Annotated in this window: 19 protein-coding genes and 1 pseudogene; 10 read left to right on the forward strand and 10 right to left on the reverse strand. The window is 54.5% G+C overall.

All coding sequences use genetic code 11. The features are described from left to right. Positions 1 to 46 precede the first annotated feature (46 nt). Positions 47 to 982, forward strand: a complete 936-nt coding sequence (copD, locus tag GIW04_RS16995; protein ID WP_032894830.1) for a copper homeostasis membrane protein CopD — start codon at positions 47 to 49, stop codon at positions 980 to 982. Positions 983 to 1,033: 51 nt separating this feature from the next. Here copD and GIW04_RS17000 read toward each other — a convergent pair whose 3' ends face one another. Then, positions 1,034 to 1,480: a DUF411 domain-containing protein gene (locus GIW04_RS17000; RefSeq protein ID WP_032894829.1), complete on the reverse strand. Its 447-nt coding sequence runs from the start codon at positions 1,478 to 1,480 to the stop codon at positions 1,034 to 1,036. A gap of 288 nt (positions 1,481 to 1,768) precedes the next feature. Between GIW04_RS17000 and GIW04_RS17005 the strand changes: the two genes are divergently transcribed. Beyond that, positions 1,769 to 2,452: a heavy metal response regulator transcription factor gene (locus tag GIW04_RS17005; RefSeq protein WP_032894827.1), complete on the forward strand. Its 684-nt coding sequence runs from the start codon at positions 1,769 to 1,771 to the stop codon at positions 2,450 to 2,452. Next, a complete protein-coding gene (locus GIW04_RS17010; RefSeq protein WP_047338274.1) occupies positions 2,449 to 3,831 on the forward strand; it encodes a heavy metal sensor histidine kinase in 1,383 nt (460 codons plus the stop codon). Before GIW04_RS17005 ends, GIW04_RS17010 begins: the two co-directional genes overlap by 4 nt. 293 nt (positions 3,832 to 4,124) lie before the next feature. Here GIW04_RS17010 and GIW04_RS17015 read toward each other — a convergent pair whose 3' ends face one another. Further along, positions 4,125 to 4,766, reverse strand: a complete 642-nt coding sequence (locus GIW04_RS17015) for a hypothetical protein (protein WP_032894825.1) — start codon at positions 4,764 to 4,766, stop codon at positions 4,125 to 4,127. A 12-nt stretch (positions 4,767 to 4,778) separates the two neighbouring features. Further along, on the reverse strand, positions 4,779 to 5,516 hold the full coding sequence (locus tag GIW04_RS17020) for a HupE/UreJ family protein (RefSeq protein WP_032894822.1): 738 nt from the start codon (positions 5,514 to 5,516) through the stop codon (positions 4,779 to 4,781). A gap of 513 nt (positions 5,517 to 6,029) precedes the next feature. Here GIW04_RS17020 and GIW04_RS17025 point away from each other — a divergent pair. From GIW04_RS17025 to GIW04_RS17040, 4 genes are read left to right on the forward strand one after another with little or no spacing between them, the layout of a single operon-like run. Then, positions 6,030 to 6,329 carry a metal-sensing transcriptional repressor gene (locus GIW04_RS17025; RefSeq protein WP_032894820.1) on the forward strand — a complete coding sequence of 100 codons (300 nt, stop codon included), beginning with the start codon at positions 6,030 to 6,032 and terminating at the stop codon, positions 6,327 to 6,329. Positions 6,330 to 6,336: 7 nt separating this feature from the next. Then, a complete protein-coding gene (locus GIW04_RS17030; RefSeq protein ID WP_032894819.1) occupies positions 6,337 to 7,473 on the forward strand; it encodes a nickel/cobalt efflux protein RcnA in 1,137 nt (378 codons plus the stop codon). A 12-nt stretch (positions 7,474 to 7,485) separates the two neighbouring features. Next, complete coding sequence (locus GIW04_RS17035; protein WP_032894818.1) at positions 7,486 to 7,923, forward strand: YqaA family protein; 438 nt, start codon at positions 7,486 to 7,488, stop codon at positions 7,921 to 7,923. Between the two features lie 2 nt (positions 7,924 to 7,925). Then, positions 7,926 to 8,660, forward strand: coding sequence for a TraX family protein (locus GIW04_RS17040; protein ID WP_032897726.1), 735 nt, complete (start codon positions 7,926 to 7,928; stop codon positions 8,658 to 8,660). A 40-nt stretch (positions 8,661 to 8,700) separates the two neighbouring features. Here the strand turns inward: GIW04_RS17040 and GIW04_RS17045 are convergent, their stop codons facing one another. Next, the gene (locus tag GIW04_RS17045) at positions 8,701 to 10,011 is read right to left on the reverse strand and encodes an MFS transporter (RefSeq protein ID WP_032894816.1); all 1,311 of its coding nucleotides are present in this window, start codon (positions 10,009 to 10,011) and stop codon (positions 8,701 to 8,703) included. 254 nt (positions 10,012 to 10,265) lie between these two features. Between GIW04_RS17045 and GIW04_RS17050 the strand changes: the two genes are divergently transcribed. Beyond that, positions 10,266 to 10,418 carry a YHYH domain-containing protein gene (locus tag GIW04_RS17050; RefSeq protein ID WP_223656464.1) on the forward strand — a complete coding sequence of 51 codons (153 nt, stop codon included), beginning with the start codon at positions 10,266 to 10,268 and terminating at the stop codon, positions 10,416 to 10,418. A gap of 96 nt (positions 10,419 to 10,514) precedes the next feature. On the opposite strand, the gene chrA is transcribed toward GIW04_RS17050, so the two are convergent. The 4 genes from chrA to GIW04_RS17070 all read right to left on the reverse strand — a co-directional run bounded on the left by chrA (position 10,515) and on the right by GIW04_RS17070 (position 13,625). Further along, complete coding sequence (gene chrA, locus GIW04_RS17055; protein ID WP_032894815.1) at positions 10,515 to 11,873, reverse strand: chromate efflux transporter; 1,359 nt, start codon at positions 11,871 to 11,873, stop codon at positions 10,515 to 10,517. Further along, positions 11,866 to 12,810, reverse strand: a complete 945-nt coding sequence (locus GIW04_RS17060; protein ID WP_032894813.1) for a chromate resistance protein ChrB domain-containing protein — start codon at positions 12,808 to 12,810, stop codon at positions 11,866 to 11,868. Before GIW04_RS17060 ends, chrA begins: the two co-directional genes overlap by 8 nt. A gap of 132 nt (positions 12,811 to 12,942) precedes the next feature. Continuing rightward, on the reverse strand, positions 12,943 to 13,419 hold the full coding sequence (locus tag GIW04_RS17065) for a hypothetical protein (protein WP_032894812.1): 477 nt from the start codon (positions 13,417 to 13,419) through the stop codon (positions 12,943 to 12,945). After that, complete coding sequence (locus GIW04_RS17070) at positions 13,416 to 13,625, reverse strand: hypothetical protein (protein WP_032894810.1); 210 nt, start codon at positions 13,623 to 13,625, stop codon at positions 13,416 to 13,418. The genes GIW04_RS17065 and GIW04_RS17070 overlap by 4 nt, the downstream gene beginning before the upstream one ends. Before the next feature lie 188 nt (positions 13,626 to 13,813). Here GIW04_RS17070 and GIW04_RS17075 point away from each other — a divergent pair, with 188 nt between their 5' ends. After that, on the forward strand, positions 13,814 to 14,062 hold the full coding sequence (locus GIW04_RS17075; RefSeq protein WP_032894809.1) for a CsbD family protein: 249 nt from the start codon (positions 13,814 to 13,816) through the stop codon (positions 14,060 to 14,062). Positions 14,063 to 14,356: 294 nt separating this feature from the next. On the opposite strand, the pseudogene GIW04_RS17080 reads toward GIW04_RS17075, so the two are convergent. Continuing rightward, a pseudogene (locus GIW04_RS17080) lies at positions 14,357 to 14,965 on the reverse strand (histidine phosphatase family protein); the annotation flags it as partial. 151 nt (positions 14,966 to 15,116) lie between these two features. Further along, positions 15,117 to 15,584 carry a transcriptional regulator gene (locus tag GIW04_RS17085; protein WP_032894808.1) on the reverse strand — a complete coding sequence of 156 codons (468 nt, stop codon included), beginning with the start codon at positions 15,582 to 15,584 and terminating at the stop codon, positions 15,117 to 15,119. 300 nt (positions 15,585 to 15,884) lie between these two features. On the opposite strand from GIW04_RS17085, the gene GIW04_RS17090 reads away from it, so the two are divergent. Then, entirely contained in the window at positions 15,885 to 16,118 is a 234-nt protein-coding gene (locus tag GIW04_RS17090; RefSeq protein WP_236270484.1) for a hypothetical protein, read from the forward strand. Positions 16,119 to 16,214: the final 96 nt, after the last annotated feature.

Genomic DNA, 16,214 nt, shown 5'->3' on the forward strand with positions numbered 1-16,214 from the left:
ATACCCATCCGATTACCGGCAGCGTTACTTTCAAAGTGAAATAAGCGTGGGCGACCCATTGAATGTGGCGCTGCGCCTCGCGCTTTATCTGGATCTAATGCTCCTGTTCGGCCTGGCGGTCTTTGGACTGTACAGCTTTCGGGGTAAAGAGCGCGTGTCCGGAGCGGTGCTGCATTTTGGGTGGATACTGCCCGGCACCGCTGCTATAGGCATGCTTTTGTCCGTAGCAGCTTTCATGATTATCACAAGCAATATGAGCGGCGCCTCCGACTGGGACGAGCTGCGGCCTCATCTGGAAATGATGCTGTACGAGACTGAGATCGGCTATAGCTGGGTGACGCGCATGATCTCGCTGGCAGTGGTGATTTTTGTCGCAAGTCAGAGCAAGCGATGGCCAACAGGGAGTCTCTGGGTTGCTACCTTGGCAGGCAGCATCGCCTTGTCCACGCTTGCTTGGACAGGTCATGGGGCAATGGACGAAGGTACTAAGCGGTTCTGGCACTTTGCAGCTGATATTCTGCACCTCCTCTCCGCTGGGGGCTGGATCGGAGCTCTTGCGGCGTTTGGCCTGATGTTGAGGATTAAAGGGGCTAATCCGGAGCAACTCGTAAGAGTGCTGTCACGAGCGCTTAAAGGATTCGAAACAGCGGGTGGATTTATTGTTGGCACAATCATAATTACTGGCGTCGCTAATTATCTCTTCATTGTCGGGCCGACAGTAATCGAACTCGTAACTAGCACCTACGGCATTCTCCTGCTGATGAAAGTCCTGCTTTTCGCTGGGATGATTGGGCTTGCTGCACTCAATCGTTTCTACCTGAGTCCCTCACTTGAACGTTCTTTGAAGGCTGGGGATTATTCTCTGGCAGCAACTGCCTTGAGAAAAAGTGTGATGCTCGAATCGACCTGTGCAGTTGTCATCGTTTTCTTGGTGGCATGGCTAGGAACGTTGAGCCCTTCAATCGAGATGGCTCAAGGGTGATTCATGAGCCAGATCTGAGCGTCACTATGGACGCTCAGGACTAGGTAAAAACTATCGGCTCGAGGGGTAGTCAGCGACCACTTCTTGCGCACCTGCCTTGGTGAGCCCCAATACTTGATAAGGTTGATGATTCTGGCCGTAGTCCATGCCGGGGGAGCCTGCTGGCATGCCTGGTACTGCAATTCCTGCGAGGTCTGAGCGGCCACTCAGCTTCTTGATTTCTTCCGCAGGGACATGCCCCTCTACGAACTTGCCGTCAATAACAGCCGTATGGCATGACGCGAGTCCCTGCGGCACTCCTAAGCTCTGCTTAATAGCGCTCATATTGCTTTCAACATGGTCGACCACCTTGAATCCATTCGATTCAAGGTGCTTGACCCACTCCTTGCAGCATCCGCAGTTCGCGTCACGATGCACATCGATTGTGAGCGGCTCAGCCGCCTGCGCGACAGCACAAATCATCAAGCCCACGGCGAGCGATAGCTTTCGTTTGAACATTCGATGCACCTCGTAGCGTTTTAGTATGCGGTTGCTCTGCAAGCCCCCTAGCCTTGGGCCAGCCGTCATGCTTCCACAGTGGTTGGAATTAGGTTAAGCGCAAAAAGCTCAAATCGCTGATTACATTTTTGTAAGCCGCCTGCCAATTCACTCCATCCAACCCATCACACACCGACCTGTCGTGGCATCGGGCGATCCGTGGGCTGTTGAGGCAATTACATTTACGTAAGCTTGCGCACAGATGTCAGATTGGTAGCACACTAGAACACCGCAAACCGGAGCCCGTGCATGAAACTCTTGGTCGCAGAAGACGAACCCAAAATCGGAATGTACCTACAGCAGGGTCTTGTGGAGGCTGGCTTCACTGTCGACCGAGTTGTTACGGGAACAGAGGCGTTGCACCATGCGTTAAATGAGACCTATGACCTTCTGATCCTGGACGTAATGATGCCCGGCCTGGACGGCTGGGAGGTCATTCAATCTGTCCGCATAGCCGGGAACTCAGTTCCTGTTTTGTTTCTGACAGCCAGGGACGGGGTTGATGACCGGGTCAAAGGGTTGGAACTAGGAGCGGACGATTACCTAGTCAAACCCTTTGCATTTTCCGAATTGCTTGCTCGCGTCAGAAGCTTGCTCCGCCGTGGTTCCGCCGTACCCAACCAAACATCTATCAAAATCGGCGATCTGGAGGTCGATCTTCTGAAACGACGTGCCTCCCGCTCAGGTCGACGCATTGACCTCACCGCCAAAGAATTCTCCCTCCTAGAACTCCTTATGCGCCGTAGAGGGGAAGTCCTGCCAAAATCACTGATCGCATCGCAGGTTTGGGATATGAACTTCGACAGTGATACCAACGTGATCGAAGTAGCAATTCGCCGGCTCCGGGCCAAAATCGATGATGATTTCGACACTAAGCTGATTCAGACCACCAGGGGAATGGGCTACATGCTAGATGCGCCGGATACTGAATGAAGCGTGTATCTCTTACCTTCCGTTTGAGCATGATGTTTGTCTGTGCCGTGGTAGCCGTGCTGGTTGTAGCAGGCTTTACCTTCGATGCTTTTAGTAGACATCACTTCAAAGCGCTCGACCGTCAAGCGATGACGGAAAAGCTCGTATCCATTCGGCAAATCATGGATGGCGAGGCCGGCTCCGTAGACTCTTCAGAAGTGGTGTTACAACTGCAAGCCCTGCTGGGCGCCCATCAGGAGCTTTCAGCATCGATTGTCACCAACGGAGGGAGGACGATCTTCGCTACTCCCAACGGAACTGCACAGCCTACCGCTGCGGTTCATGAGGCTGGGGAAGGTTTGTTGGAGTGGACGGCTGGCGGCCATACGTATAGAGGCATGAAGGCCCAAGTTCATTTAGTGAATGAAGCTGAGCCACTAACCGCATGGTTAAGTATGGATATCACCAGTCACATGCACTTCGTTGAAACTTTGCGTTGGTGGCTGGTCATTGGGCTGGCTATCAGCGCTCTGGTCAGCGCAGCGTTAGGGTGGCTGGTGGCGCGCAGCGGGTTAAAGCCGGTCGCACAGGTGACGCAAGTCGCGGCCTCAATGTCAGCCGGTTCGCTGAAAGAACGCATCCCGATGGACTCGGTGCCTCGTGAGCTTGAGAGCCTTGTCTCTTCTTTCAACGCCATGCTTGCTCGCCTTGAAGAGTCTTTTGTTCGGCTGTCCAACTTTTCAGCCGATATTGCGCACGAGCTACGAACCCCTATCAGCAATCTGCGTACACACACCGAAGTCATCCTTTCAAAGAAACGTGCACCGGACACTTATGAAGAGAATCTCTATTCAAACCTGGAGGATCTGAACCGACTCTCCAGCATTATTGACGGCATGCTTTTCTTAGCAAAATCGGACAACGGTCTGGTTCTACCTGCCAAAGAGAAAGTCGAGTTGCGTTCGGTGGTCGAAAAACTTTTCGAGTATTACCAGTTGCTGGCAGAAGACACCGGAGTAAAGCTACAAGTCTCCGGACACGGCGCGGTCTATGGTGACGGTACGATGTTGGATAGGATGATCTCGAATTTACTTTCTAATGCGCTCAGGTATACCCCTCCTGACTGCACTGTCTCCGTAAAAATCGAGTCGTTGGGTAGCATAATCAGCTTGTCAGTGAAGAACCCCGGCGAGGAAATAGCTGGAGAACATCTGCCCCGGTTGTTTGACCGTTTTTACAGAGTCGATCCTGCACGTAGAGAGGGTGCTACGAACAACGCGGGGTTAGGTTTGGCAATCGTCAGATCACTGGTTGACGCCCATGATGGCGCCGTTGAGTGTGTCTCCGGAGGAGGCTATACGACCTTTGAGATCCGCTTACCTGCTTGGCCTGCTGACTGAGAATAAAAGAAAACTCCCGTGCCTCTTCTTTGAGGAACAAGGCCGCAATGCGGCCTTGTTTATTTACGGCGTCACTCGTGTGAATGGCCGTGCCCAGCGATCTCAGAAGTTGCGTCTTTTTCATCGCCTCCGCAGGCCGTCATCAAACCAAGGAAGCAGATCAGGAGCATCGAACGGATCATGGTTGTTGGGGTTTTCATTGGAATACTCTTCAAAAATGGATGAAATTGAATGACATGTGGTCAAGCAGCACGCTGCGTTTCTTGCCGTAGCACAGCCATCGCTGCTTCTGATTACTGTTTGACGCCCAAATAATCGCCGCTGGTTTTCAGTGTGATGGTCACGTCGTTAGTGCTGCGATTACGCCAAAACCAGCCATGGGTGCCGTCAAAAATGGCGGTGAACTCACCTTTATCACTTTTGACTTGCTTGCCCTTGTTGTAGCTGTGGAAGTACCCCTTTTCGCCGTTGTAAGGCTCTCCATGAGTGTCGTAGTTCACAGGCCCACCTGCCGCTGTCCATTCATAGCTGACAGCCTTGTCCTTCAGCACTTCCAGTTTGATTTCTGTCCCTTCACCTGGCTTGAGCGTGACGGTCATTTGATCCGTCTTTAACGCAGGGGCAGGTGTCGCAACCGGTTGAGTCACTGGTTGAGCCACCGGTTGGACTTGCGCAACCTGCGGAGCCGGGGCTGAAGCCGCTGGTTGAGGTGGAGCTGCATCCGCCAACGCCTCTTGGGCAAGAGTGATCTTCAGTTCGCCCATCTGGGTCAGCCCCAGTGTCCGGCCCACACCTGTCGGATCAATGGCGTATTCCGAGGGCATGACCACGGTCACCAAAAGGCCGGCTGCAACCAGCATTGCAATGACAGTCGAGCGCACCAGTTTGCGAGTGGTAGGTAATTCATTAACAGTGGGAAGCGGAGTATTGAACATGGTCAGAATTCCTTACGTAGAGACAAACAGGCCAGTGATCTGATAACCCATCAGCAGGAAACCGGCACTCATCATGGCGACGTTGGCGGTATAGGCGTGGCGCCAGAAGCTGCCAGTGCGCCGCCAAAACCCCATCAGAATTAGAATCGCGCTGAGGGCAAGCAATTGGCCGATCTCGACACCGACGTTAAAGGCGATGAGGTTGGGAATCAGGCCGTCAGGCGAGATTTCGTACTCCTGGATTTTGGTTGCCAGACCAAAGCCGTGGAGCAGGCCGAATATCAGCGTGGCCACTTTGGTGTTGGGTTGGAAACCGAACCAGCGCTGGAATGCACCCAGGTTGTCGAGCGCCTTGTACACCACTGAAAAACCTATGATGGCGTCGATGATGTACGAGCTAATGCTAATCTCGGTGAGCACACCAAGTAGCAGCGTGACCGAGTGGCCTACAGCGAATAGCGTGACGTAGAGCCCCACGTCTTTGAGGCGATAGAGGAAGAAGATCACCCCGAACAGAAACAGGAGGTGGTCGTAGCCCGTCATCATGTGCTTGGCGCCCATGTAGATGAAAGGCAGCAACATGACGCCGGAGCTTTCCTGGATGAAGCCCTTGTCACCTTCCGCGACGGCGTGAGCCATCGCCTCGGGCATTCCCAGGAAAAGTACAGCGACAAGTAAAAACAACAGCAATACGGGGCGGTGCAAAGGCGCAGTAAACGCGCCGACGCCGCTCATCGAATACGAATGCATAGATCAATCCTACGTTGCAGAGATCGAAGGCCGCAGTGCGGCCAAGGTCAAGACGCGAACGAAGGACGGGGTGGACGCTCGATCAAAAATATCGGCGGCAGGGGAACAGAGTCTCGAAGCGCATCGACCCGGATGGATAGCATTAGGGGGGTCGCCAGCATCAACGCTGCTGTGAGTTGCGGTGTTTCGTGCTGGTGATCAGGGGTCAATGGCGAATGGTAGTGATCTGAAAGGCTCGAGTAGCTGGATGAAGCCTCTTCGCCGTGGGAGTGATGGGCATCTTGCGCGATCTCCCAGGCTGGCTGTTTCGACGCCACAGATAACGAATAGGTATGCCCAGCCCAAGCCACCAACATGGCGAGAGCAAGTGCGATTACCACCGTCGTTGTCAGTGTTCTGCTGAACATGGCGTTAGGGTTTCAACTCGTTTTATAGGGCTTTTACGCGTTTGACCACATCCCCCTGGGGGGGATAGGATGCCAGCGTAATTCATTGAGGCCTGAGGCTCAAGTCATGAGTGAGCACGAACACGAACACAGCCATCCCCACACCCACCAGAGTCATGAGGCAATCATCAAACGTCTCAAACGGGCAGATGGGCATTTACGCGGCATCATCACCATGATCGAAGAGGGTCGTGAGTGCGTGGACATCGCCCAGCAGCTGCATGCGGTTGAAAAAGCAGTGTGCCAGGCCAAACGTACGCTCATCCAGGATCACATTGATCACTGCCTGGAGGACACCGTTTCGGCGCTAGGCAATGGCGAGCGCGCACCACTGGAAGCTTTCAAGCAAATCACCAAGTACCTCTAGGTCTGTCATGCCCAATTTTGCTGAACTGCTGCAACAAGGCGGGGCTCACGCCTGGCTGTATTTCCCGAGCGCGATTCTGCTCGGCGCCTTACATGGCCTGGAGCCGGGACATTCCAAAACCATGATGGCGGCCTTCATCGTGGCCATCCGTGGCTCGGTCAAACAGGCAGTTTTGTTAGGTTTGGCCGCGACGTTGTCGCATACCGCAGTGGTGTGGTTGGTCGCCATCGGCGGCATGTACCTGGGCAAAGGATTGGACGCGCAAACCACTGAGCCGTACTTCCAGCTTGCCTCCTCTGTACTGATCATCGTGATTGCGCTTTGGATGCTCTGGCGTACTTGGCGCGGTGAGCAGATGTTCAAGTTTGAGCAAGGTGATGATCATCACCACGGCGAGCACGACCATGGTCATGATGATGAGACCCATCGAATCGATACCGGCCATGGCCGCATCGAGCTGTCGATCTTCGAGGAAGGCATGCCACCGCACTGGCGCCTGAAGACACTGACCGGGCACGCTTGGGCTGCCTCAGATGTTCGCCTGATGACTACTCGTCCGGACGGTAGCACCCAATCGTTCTCTTTCGTTGAGCGCGACGGCTTCCTGGAGTCGACGGTCGATATTCCGGAACCACATGAGTTCAGTGCTCGCTTGAGTCTTGGGCATGCAGGTCACTCCCATGATTACGATCTTCAGTATCAGGAACACGATCACGGGCATGCTCATTCCGAATTGGAAGGCTTAGAGTTGTCGATTGATGGCTACCAGGATGCGCATGAACGTGCGCATGCCAACGATATACGCAAGCGCTTCACCAATCGCGAGGTCACCACGGGCCAGATCGTCATGTTCGGCCTGACTGGTGGTCTGATTCCTTGTCCGGCTGCCATTACCGTTCTGTTGCTATGTCTTCAGGTTAAAGAAGTCGCACTGGGAGGCATGCTTGTCCTGTGTTTCAGCATCGGATTGGCGCTCACCTTGGTCACTGTAGGTGCTGCGGCGGCAATTGGTGCTAAGCAGGCCTCCAACCGTTGGCCTTGGCTGGGCACCGTGGCTCGTCGTGCTCCGTACCTGTCCAGCGTGCTGATCATTGGTGTTGGTCTGTACGTGGGTTTCCATGGCTGGATCGGCCTGAACGCTTGAGGCAAGTCTTTCGTGTTTGAACTTACGAGCTACATTGGTCTGTTCGTGGCGGCATTCGGTGCCGCGACGTTATTGCCGATGCAGTCTGAAGCCGTGCTGGTCGGGATGTTGCTCGCCGACCGGTACGTCGTTTCTACGCTATTGGCGGTAGCCACTGTTGGCAATGTGCTTGGCTCCGCACTGAACTGGCTTCTGGGCCGTTCTGTTGAGCGATTTCGCCACAAGCGCTGGTTCCCCGTGAGCGAGAGCAAGTTAGAAAAAGCCCAGCATTCCTATCTGCGCTACGGGCGCTGGTCACTGTTGTTGAGCTGGGTGCCCATCATTGGCGACCCGCTGACAGTCGTCGCTGGAGTCATGCGCGAGCCACTCTGGAGTTTCCTGCTGATTGTCACCTTGGCCAAGGGCGTGCGTTATCTCGCGCTGACCGCCGTCACCCTGGGGTGGGCATGACGATGCCTACTGACCCGCTTTCCCCACTCAAGAGCCGAAGCAGTAGCCTAGATCTGATCAAGTGGCTAGCGATGTTGACCATGGTTATCGATCACTTGCGGTTGGTGTGGCCGGAGTTGAGCAACCTGTTCATTCCGGGGAGAGTTTCCTTTCCGTTGTTCTGTGTCGCTATTGCAGCCAACGTGGCGCGCTCCAAACAGGGTGAATTGCTGACTGCTGCGAACGGTCGTTATCTTGCCTTGATGCTGTTATTCGCCGCCATTTCAGAAGTGCCTTATCGCTACATCAGCACCTCGGGATCATTCAACGTGTTGGTGACGCTGGCATTGGGGCTGGTGATTGCCTGGGGATGGCAACATCGCACTCTGTTGAGCAGCGCTATGGCGTTATTGGCCGCCGCGATTGCCTACGTGCTGGATGATCCACTTATGTACGGCTTCTACGGTGCACTTGTACCAGCGGCTGTCTTAATAGCAATCAAAGGCCCCGGTGTTCTTTGGCTGCTGCCTGCGGTTCTATGCTTGATGAGCAATACGCGAAGTAGCATCGTAATCAAAGCGCTGGACTTGGAAGTCTATTCATTGGTGGCTTTGAGCACCGCGTTCGCGGCGCCGCTGATCGGACTCTGGCTACTGCGTCAGAGCTTCACTTTCAAGGTCTGGCCGGTACGGCAATGGGGATACTGGTTCTATCCGGGCCACCTTGCCGCTTTGCAAGCGCTACGGTTGCTTGTCTGAATACCGGTCACCAGCTTTAGCAAGTCTTAGGAACTCACGATCATCTGTTGGGCCATCGGCGATGCTGATCATCGATCACGTATGGATGTTCGTGATCCACACCTTCCTGGCCGTCGATGTGCGCGTGATCGCCCGGCAGATTCTCATGGGTGTGTTTGATCGACTTCTGGTCATGAACTGGGCGCCAGATTACGATGCTGACCAGTAGTGCACTGCCTGCCACAGCGGCGAGGCCAACAAACGACGCCGTGAGGCTGATGTTGGCTCCCAGCCATCCCGCCAGTGGATAAGTAATCAACCAGCAAGCATGGGACAGCGCAAATTGGGCGGCAAACAACGCCGGGCGATCTTCGGCATGTGCCGAGCGACGCAACAGGCGACCGCTTGGAGTCTGGGCCAGCGAATAGCCCACCCCGAGCACCATCCACAGCGGCAGCAGGAAGTTGTAGATGGTCAGGTTGATACCGACGGCCAAGCCTGCGACCAGTATTCCTCCGCCAAACAACATGGCCGTTCGGTCTTTGATGTTTTTCAGCAGGCGAGGCAAGACCAGGGCCGAGATCATGGAACCACCACCAAACGCAGCCAGCGCCAATGCCGTTGAGCTTTGAGGCAGAGCGAAGCGCGACTGAACCATCACCACGGTATTGACGATGACCATGGCACTGGCAGCCGCTACCGTCAGGTTGAGAGCCAGCAGCCCTCGCAGGCGGGGCGTCGCTAGGAATATGCGCATGCCACGAGTAGTTCGTTCATAGATGCTGCGTCGTGGTACTTGCTTCGCCTTTGGCAACAACACCGTGGCGACTAGGGCGGCAGAAGCGAGGAAGCCGATGACCGTGCCGGCGAAAAGGCTGTGGAAGCTGATCACCGTCAGGAGCGCGGCAGCGAGCATCGGGCTCGCGACACTTTCGAGATCGTAAGCCAGACGCGATAGCGACAAGGCACGGGTGTAGTCGTCTTCATCCGGCAGGATGTCTGGAATGGTCGCTTGGAACGTTGGAGTGAACGCTGCCGATGCGGACTGAAGGACGAAAATCAGCACGTAGATTTGCCAAACCTCGGTCACAAACGGGAGAGCAAGCGCGACCAGCGCCCGCACCAGATCCAGCGAGACCAGCATGGCTCTGCGAGGCAGGCGCTCTGCAAAAGCCGCTGCAATGGGCGCTACGCCAATATAGGCCGTCATTTTTATAGCCAACGCCGTGCCGAGAACGGCACCTGCTTGGGCGCCTGCTAGATCGAACGCCAGTAAACCGAGCGCGACGGTGGCAAGGCCAGTCCCTAAGAGTGCAATCACCTGAGCCAGGAAAAGATGGCGATAGGTTCGGTTGGCTAGGATTTTCAGCATGAGAAATCTCAAAAGGAAGCGCGTACGACTATCTGGTTACTGAGATTTCCCGAAGATAAAAGAACTACGAGTTTCTCGTTTTCAGATGAATTCATATCCCCCCTAGGGGGATATGAATTCATCCTAAACCAGAGCCAGAAGTAGCTCAAGAAATAAGCATTCGACCTTTGATCGAGTCTCCGGAGAAGTAGCTTGCTCAGTGAAGGCACTTAGCCATACGCTGCCGGGCGTGAGACCTCTCACGGATATAAAATATGAGCAAGGAGCAAGCCCTGATGAAACTGTCCGCCATTTTGATCGCCGCTTTACTTTCGATTACGTCCGTTGCTGCCTTCGCACACAGCGGCGGTACTGATTCAAAAGGTTGCCATCGCAACCATAAAACCAACGACTACCACTGCCATTAAATGGCCAAAGCCCAGCGTCAGGCTGGGCTTTGGTGTGAGCTGGTCACTTCAGATCTCTGGGTGTCTGACGGACGCTGTTTAATCCGCTCGTGATCGCTAGCGCAACAGATGTACTGCCAGACCAGCGAGCGCACAGGCCATCAGTACCTGAATGACGCCGCGCTTGAAGCGGAACAATGCTATTGCGGCTGCGATGGCGATCAATGCAGAGGGCCAGTCGAGGTTACCGCTGAAGCCTTTCGGCCAAAGCACGTGATACCCGAAGAAGCACGCCAGATTGAGGATCACCCCAACTACGGCGGCGGTGATGGCGGTAAGCGGTGCAGTGAACTTGAGTTCGTTGTGGGTCGACTCAACCAGAGGGCCACCCGCAAGGATGAACAGGAACGAAGGTAAGAAGGTGAACCAGGTCACCAGGGCAGCTGCGACAGCTCCGGCCAGAAACACCTGATCAGCCCCGAACACTTGCGAGACATAGGCCCCGACGAAGCCGACGAAAGCCACCACCATGATCAGCGGCCCTGGCGTGGTTTCCCCCAGCGCAAGGCCGTCGATCATCTGTGTCGGGGTTAGCCAGCCATAGTGACCGACTGCGCCTTGATAGACATACGGCAGTACGGCATAAGCCCCGCCGAAGGTCAGCAATGCAGCTTTGGTAAAGAACCAGCTCATCTGGGTCAGGGTTCCTTCCCACCCAAAGAGCGCGGTCAAAACACCCATCGGCAAAGCCCATAGCACGGCACTAATCAGTGCGAGTGAGGCCAATTTCAACCAGCTGAACCGAGCATGTTCGGGGGACGGCGTGTCGTCATCGATTAAGGCCGGGCCGAAGGATTTTTTGGCGGCGCTATGGCCACCGGCTCTGAATTTTTCGGGTGCCATTCGCCCCCCGAAATAGCCAATCAACGCTGCCCCTAAGACGATCAGCGGGAACGGAACATTGAATGCAAAGATGGCGGCAAATGAAGCCGCTGCTATCGCCCACAGCCAATTATTCTTCAGTGCCCGAGAGCCGATTCTATGCGCCGCCTGCACCACGATGGCCGTCACGGCGGGCTTGATGCCGTAGAAAAGTCCGGCTACCACGGGTACTTCGCCGAACGCGATGTACATCCACGACAGCGCGATCAGGATGAATAGTGAGGGCAGTACAAACAGCGCGCCGGCGATCACGCCTCCCCACGTTCGATGCATCAGCCAACCAATGTAAGTCGCCAATTGCTGAGCCTCGGGCCCTGGCAACAACATGCAGTAATTGAGGGCATGTAGAAATCTGCGTTCTGAAATCCAGCGTCGCCGCTCCACCAACTCCTGATGCATGATCGAGATCTGGCCCGCAGGCCCGCCGAAGCTAATGAAACCGAGCTTCAACCAGAACCAGAACGCCTCACGCAGACTAATCTGTTCAGGCCTCAACGGATTCGCTTCAACCTCTGGTGCCATAACTTTACTCATTGGGTTGCTCCTCTTTCACAAACCCGGCGAGCAGGCCGTCGAAGATGGCGCTCGCGGCAGCCAGAAGTTGGTCGTCGTCGGAAATGGTCTCTCGCAGCCCAGCAAGCACCCGCTCAATCCCGGCAGCCTCCACCGGCTGAATACCGCCAACATCGAGGTAATGCACAAGGGCAGCAATGCGACCTAGACCTTGTATCTGGATTTGAAAACTGGCCTGTAGGGTTTCAAAGGTGACGCGGTTACCAACATGGCTGAAGGTTGCGTCATCAAAATCAAACCCCAAGGCGTTGACTGGGCAGTCCTGTGGAGTGTTCAGCCAGACGATCTGAGCTTGCGGGTCGATGAAGCGGCGGATCAACCAGGCACAGGCGAGCCGGTCGACCCAGGGACGTTTACGCGTTGCCCAGATACGGCCCTGATAATCGCTGAGATTGAGTACCGATATCGGTTGATTACTGCTGTGCGGCTCATCCGGCGACAGGGCTCTACTGACTGCCGTCTCTAACTCCTGTAGAGCCGCATCAATCTGGTGCTTTGGTTCACCTGGGAAGTAATCGATGCTCGCTATCTGATCGTAGGCTTTGCGCAGCTTGCGGATTTGTTTGGTCGTCGCCAGCGCATTTTCAGCATTCAACTGCTCACGGCAGCCTTCGATCTCTCCACCAAGTTTGGTGTAGTCATCCTTGCGGTCGAAAAACTCGATAAAGCGCTCACCGTTGGGATCAACTACAGGCAGGAGGTAGGCGGTGCCATTGATGGCCAATATGTCTCGTTCGACAGAAGTCAGAGCTTCGCGGCAAGCGCTGGTATCAGGGAGCAGGTAAACACCGTCACGGAGTACAGCGGCACCTGAAGCTTTCAAGGCACGCCAGGCTCGCATGCGCTCGGTGGCGTTGGCGGTGGGTAAGCCAAGGATCAATGCGAGCCAATTTTTCATGTAGGAATATCTACTCGATATGTAGTAATCGCTACGCTACTCCTTGCTGCAAGGCTTGGGAAGCGGTGCTCAACAAAAGCAGTTGTTCAGAGGGCATTCGGAAGAAGGAACAGACACGCAGACTTGCGGTGGTCATTGCGAGCGAAGCCAAGCTTCCATTTTTTGCAACCTTCCTCTACGTAAAAGCACCGGTTTCCCTAAATCCAACATCACCAACAATCCCTGCCTTTCGCATGTTGAAGGGAACCAATCAGCGATTTCGACGTTGCAGCGTTTGGCGTCACCTACCGCCCACTTAATAATCATGTCTGCTGCGGCACGGTAGTGATCCGCCATGAACAGCCTTTTGCCGTCTTCTGACCAGCCTCTCATCGCAAGCTCGTCGGTTACGTCGATGAGTCCAGCGTCTCCAAAGAAATCGGTCGTATCTGGATAATGAATACCTGCCAAGGACACCTTGGCCACGCCGGATTTTCGGTCGAAGTAAGACAGGAAATGCCATCCTCCCGTTGTACTACCTGGATCTGGAAAATTGATCGCAGCTTTGCCAGTGATGTAGTGCGTGCGGGAAACGCGTTTGAGATCAAAATCGAAAAGCGGCTGGTTCATGGGAGTGTTTTGAGCCGGGCCAGCCCCTGTTTGATATGACCAGCGTTCTCACCAATTGTGTAAAGCGCACCACGGACGTTGTCGCCGACTTCCGCATGTCCCTGGGCTTCCACCTGGAGGGTCAGCTCCATGAGCGCAGCCTCAAGGGCCAGCTGGTTTTGGTACATCCTTTCCAGTACATCTGATAGGGAATACTCACCCTGCATTTGGCTCACCTCCATGTTGGGAGCAACAGCATAGCAATAGGCTTAAACGTGTAGGCGCTTTTCCAAACTGGCCTACAGCTCATCACCATTGAACTAATCATCATGCGCATGTCCCTAATGTCGTGCTGATAGCCGCCCGATTAGCGCGGTTCGGAGCTCCCCACTCTCACGCAAAGGTTTGATGAATCATGAAGAGCGAACAAGTTGAAGGTGTAGCAGAAAAGCTGGCCGGCAAGGCGCAGAGCACGGTCGGGAAACTAATTGGTGATTCGAAGATGGAAGCTGAAGGTGCGGGACATCAAGCGGCTGGTCAGCTGACTAAAACCTATGGCGATACACTGAATAGCGTATCCACGTTCGTTAAAGAAAAACCAGTCGCCGCCCTCGCGATTGGTGCTGCAGCGTTGATCTTGATAAATCGCATTTTTCGTCGTTGAACGTGGAGGAGGTGTATCCAGCCAGGTGACACCTCTCGCTAAAGTCCTGCCCTCTTCGCACTCCCGCTACAGTTTTCTGCCAGGAGAGTGCGAGGGTAATAAACCTGCAGCCTCTTTTGCCTCGAGTAGCCTTTGCTCAGCGTACATAGCCGGATCATCGTCTGGCAGCGGGTAGCCTGCAGCCGATAGGGCCTGGGCCCGCTCCTCAATCAGCACGCGCTCGGGAACGCGAAACGCTTGGTAGGATCTGCCTGGTACGCGTTGAGTTACGCCAACTCGCAACTCCTCAGGACTTACTCTCCAGCCGGCATCGTCTGGGTGCTTGGTAAGCTTGTAACCAGAGCAGTTAGGCACGTGGTGAGTGATCTCGTACTCTCGCCATACGGCCATAGCTTGACCGTCAATCTTCTGTGGCCTGCACTCAATCAGCCAAGCCACCGCATTGATGAGTTGCCCATGTGAAAACACGGCGATGTCCTGGGCAGGATGCTCTGCAAGTCTATCTAAGAAAGACTGACCTCTAGATATAAAGTCCAAGAATGACTCGGCGCCTTCACCATCCGTGAACGCTGGGTCTGACTTGGCCCAGTATCCCTCCACCCAAGCTCGTCTCTGGGCAACGGTCGTGTTGATACACCGTGCAGGTTCAAGGTAGGTGAACTCGTGAATGGGCCATATTTCAAACGGCACTGAAGGGAAAGCAGCCACTGTCTGCATTGCAGTTGCTTGCGCTCGGGAGAACGGCGAGGCAACGATCAGATCTGGGGCTTGAGCGAATGACCCTGCCACTTGGCGCGCTTGCTCGACCCCCTTTGGGGTAAGAGGGATGCTCGCGTGATCAAGGCTGGGTTGGCCTGCGTTGGCCGCGCTTTCTCCATGGCGGATCAGCCTGACGTGCTTCACCGACCAAATATCCCCACTATTTCAGCCATCCGAACCTGCTCTCTACGTTATGGGCAACACCACAAGTGCCTACCCTTGCCCAAGGATACACCGCAGCCATGAGCACGAAACACATCACGTAGAAAAAGAGGGGTCGCGATAACCTGGAGGTTTATGTATTCCAATATTTTTGGACTGTGCTTCTGGCAATGCCAAGCTTTTCAGCGATTGTTTTCCTGTCGAAACCTTGCGCTTTCAGGGCTCGAACGTAATCTGCATAAAGCGGCTGCTTAGGCTTTCCCTGGGAGCGCTTGATGAGCTTTCCATCACTGAATTGCTCCTCTACCAACTGCCACCCTCCGGACATCTCGAATTCCCTGATTCGCAAGGCAGTACGTTGCAGGGCTTGCGAAGGGAGCTCGTCACCCTGAGCCGCAATGGCGAGAGTAACCATAGTCAAAAGGTCGAGGCCTAGATAGTCAGCGATCTCGTCCAGTTTCTCCAACGTCGCGTTCGCTCGGGCCTGCTCAAGCTTCCCCACGTACGTTCTGTGCGTTGCCCCCGCCAACTCTTCGTAACTCAACCCCTGATGAGCACGAGCTCCACGCAATGCTCCTGCCAGCGCTTCTTTCAGATGCATGAGTCGGATCCTCAAAACTGAGGATAGAGCCACGGCAAGCGTGTTTCGATAAACAGATCATAGTGATATTATCGTGACATATGGTTTGCCAAGCAGTCGTTTGATCATAGCGGCGACGTCTGGATTGGTGATGGATTGGTCATCAGAGCAGCACCTAAGACACGGCCAGGGACGTCTCGATGGGAGACGCGCTCATCAAGTCCGGCGTTTATGGCCAGCGTGAGCCCGCCTGCAATAGTCACTGAGCGACGTCTTGGCAAGAACCAGATCCACTTTTTTGAGCGATGGCAGGGATAGTGAGTGATGAAGTTCGATTGCGTGAAAGTTTCAGGAAAAGTTGACTACGTTCGATCTGTTGATCGAATGAACGGCGGACATAAAGCTAAAGTCAGCATTGATGGTGCAGTTATCCCGAATTTGCAAGTATCGAATAAGCTTTACGAAGAGTTAGAAGTCGGCGAAAACGTAACTTTGTATGGACTTTTCAAAAGAAGTAATGACAAGGCGGCGGCAAAAACTGAGTGCAACACCTGACCTTTCCGGTAGGGTGTTGCCATGTCTTATCACGAACTCAGCGTTGAAGAACGCTCCGATATCCAGGTCAGTCTGCTGCGTGGCATGAGCCAGCGC

It is taken from the genome of Pseudomonas sp. PA-4-8C (genome assembly GCF_021606625.1).
In the GTDB taxonomy this organism is placed as follows: Bacteria; Pseudomonadota; Gammaproteobacteria; order Pseudomonadales; family Pseudomonadaceae; genus Aquipseudomonas; species Aquipseudomonas lactis.

Excerpts from the sequence above, each read along its gene's own strand:
- GIW04_RS17065 (WP_032894812.1), bottom strand. The coding sequence starts at position 13,419 with ATGAACCAGCCGCTTTTCGATTTTGATCTCAAACGCGTTTCCCGCACG.
- GIW04_RS17025 (WP_032894820.1), top strand. The coding sequence starts at position 6,030 with ATGAGTGAGCACGAACACGAACACAGCCATCCCCACACCCACCAGAGT.
- GIW04_RS17020 (WP_032894822.1), bottom strand. The coding sequence starts at position 5,516 with ATGCATTCGTATTCGATGAGCGGCGTCGGCGCGTTTACTGCGCCTTTG.
- GIW04_RS17030 (WP_032894819.1), top strand. The coding sequence starts at position 6,337 with ATGCCCAATTTTGCTGAACTGCTGCAACAAGGCGGGGCTCACGCCTGG.
- GIW04_RS17000 (WP_032894829.1), bottom strand. The coding sequence starts at position 1,480 with ATGTTCAAACGAAAGCTATCGCTCGCCGTGGGCTTGATGATTTGTGCT.
- GIW04_RS17005 (WP_032894827.1), top strand. The coding sequence starts at position 1,769 with ATGAAACTCTTGGTCGCAGAAGACGAACCCAAAATCGGAATGTACCTA.
- GIW04_RS17075 (WP_032894809.1), top strand. The coding sequence starts at position 13,814 with ATGAAGAGCGAACAAGTTGAAGGTGTAGCAGAAAAGCTGGCCGGCAAG.
- chrA (WP_032894815.1), bottom strand. The coding sequence starts at position 11,873 with ATGAGTAAAGTTATGGCACCAGAGGTTGAAGCGAATCCGTTGAGGCCT.
- GIW04_RS17060 (WP_032894813.1), bottom strand. The coding sequence starts at position 12,810 with ATGAAAAATTGGCTCGCATTGATCCTTGGCTTACCCACCGCCAACGCC.
- GIW04_RS17070 (WP_032894810.1), bottom strand. The coding sequence starts at position 13,625 with ATGCAGGGTGAGTATTCCCTATCAGATGTACTGGAAAGGATGTACCAA.
- GIW04_RS17040 (WP_032897726.1), top strand. The coding sequence starts at position 7,926 with ATGCCTACTGACCCGCTTTCCCCACTCAAGAGCCGAAGCAGTAGCCTA.
- GIW04_RS17045 (WP_032894816.1), bottom strand. The coding sequence starts at position 10,011 with ATGCTGAAAATCCTAGCCAACCGAACCTATCGCCATCTTTTCCTGGCT.
- GIW04_RS17050 (WP_223656464.1), top strand. The coding sequence starts at position 10,266 with ATGAGCAAGGAGCAAGCCCTGATGAAACTGTCCGCCATTTTGATCGCC.
- GIW04_RS17010 (WP_047338274.1), top strand. The coding sequence starts at position 2,449 with ATGAAGCGTGTATCTCTTACCTTCCGTTTGAGCATGATGTTTGTCTGT.
- GIW04_RS17015 (WP_032894825.1), bottom strand. The coding sequence starts at position 4,766 with ATGTTCAATACTCCGCTTCCCACTGTTAATGAATTACCTACCACTCGC.
- GIW04_RS17085 (WP_032894808.1), bottom strand. The coding sequence starts at position 15,584 with ATGCATCTGAAAGAAGCGCTGGCAGGAGCATTGCGTGGAGCTCGTGCT.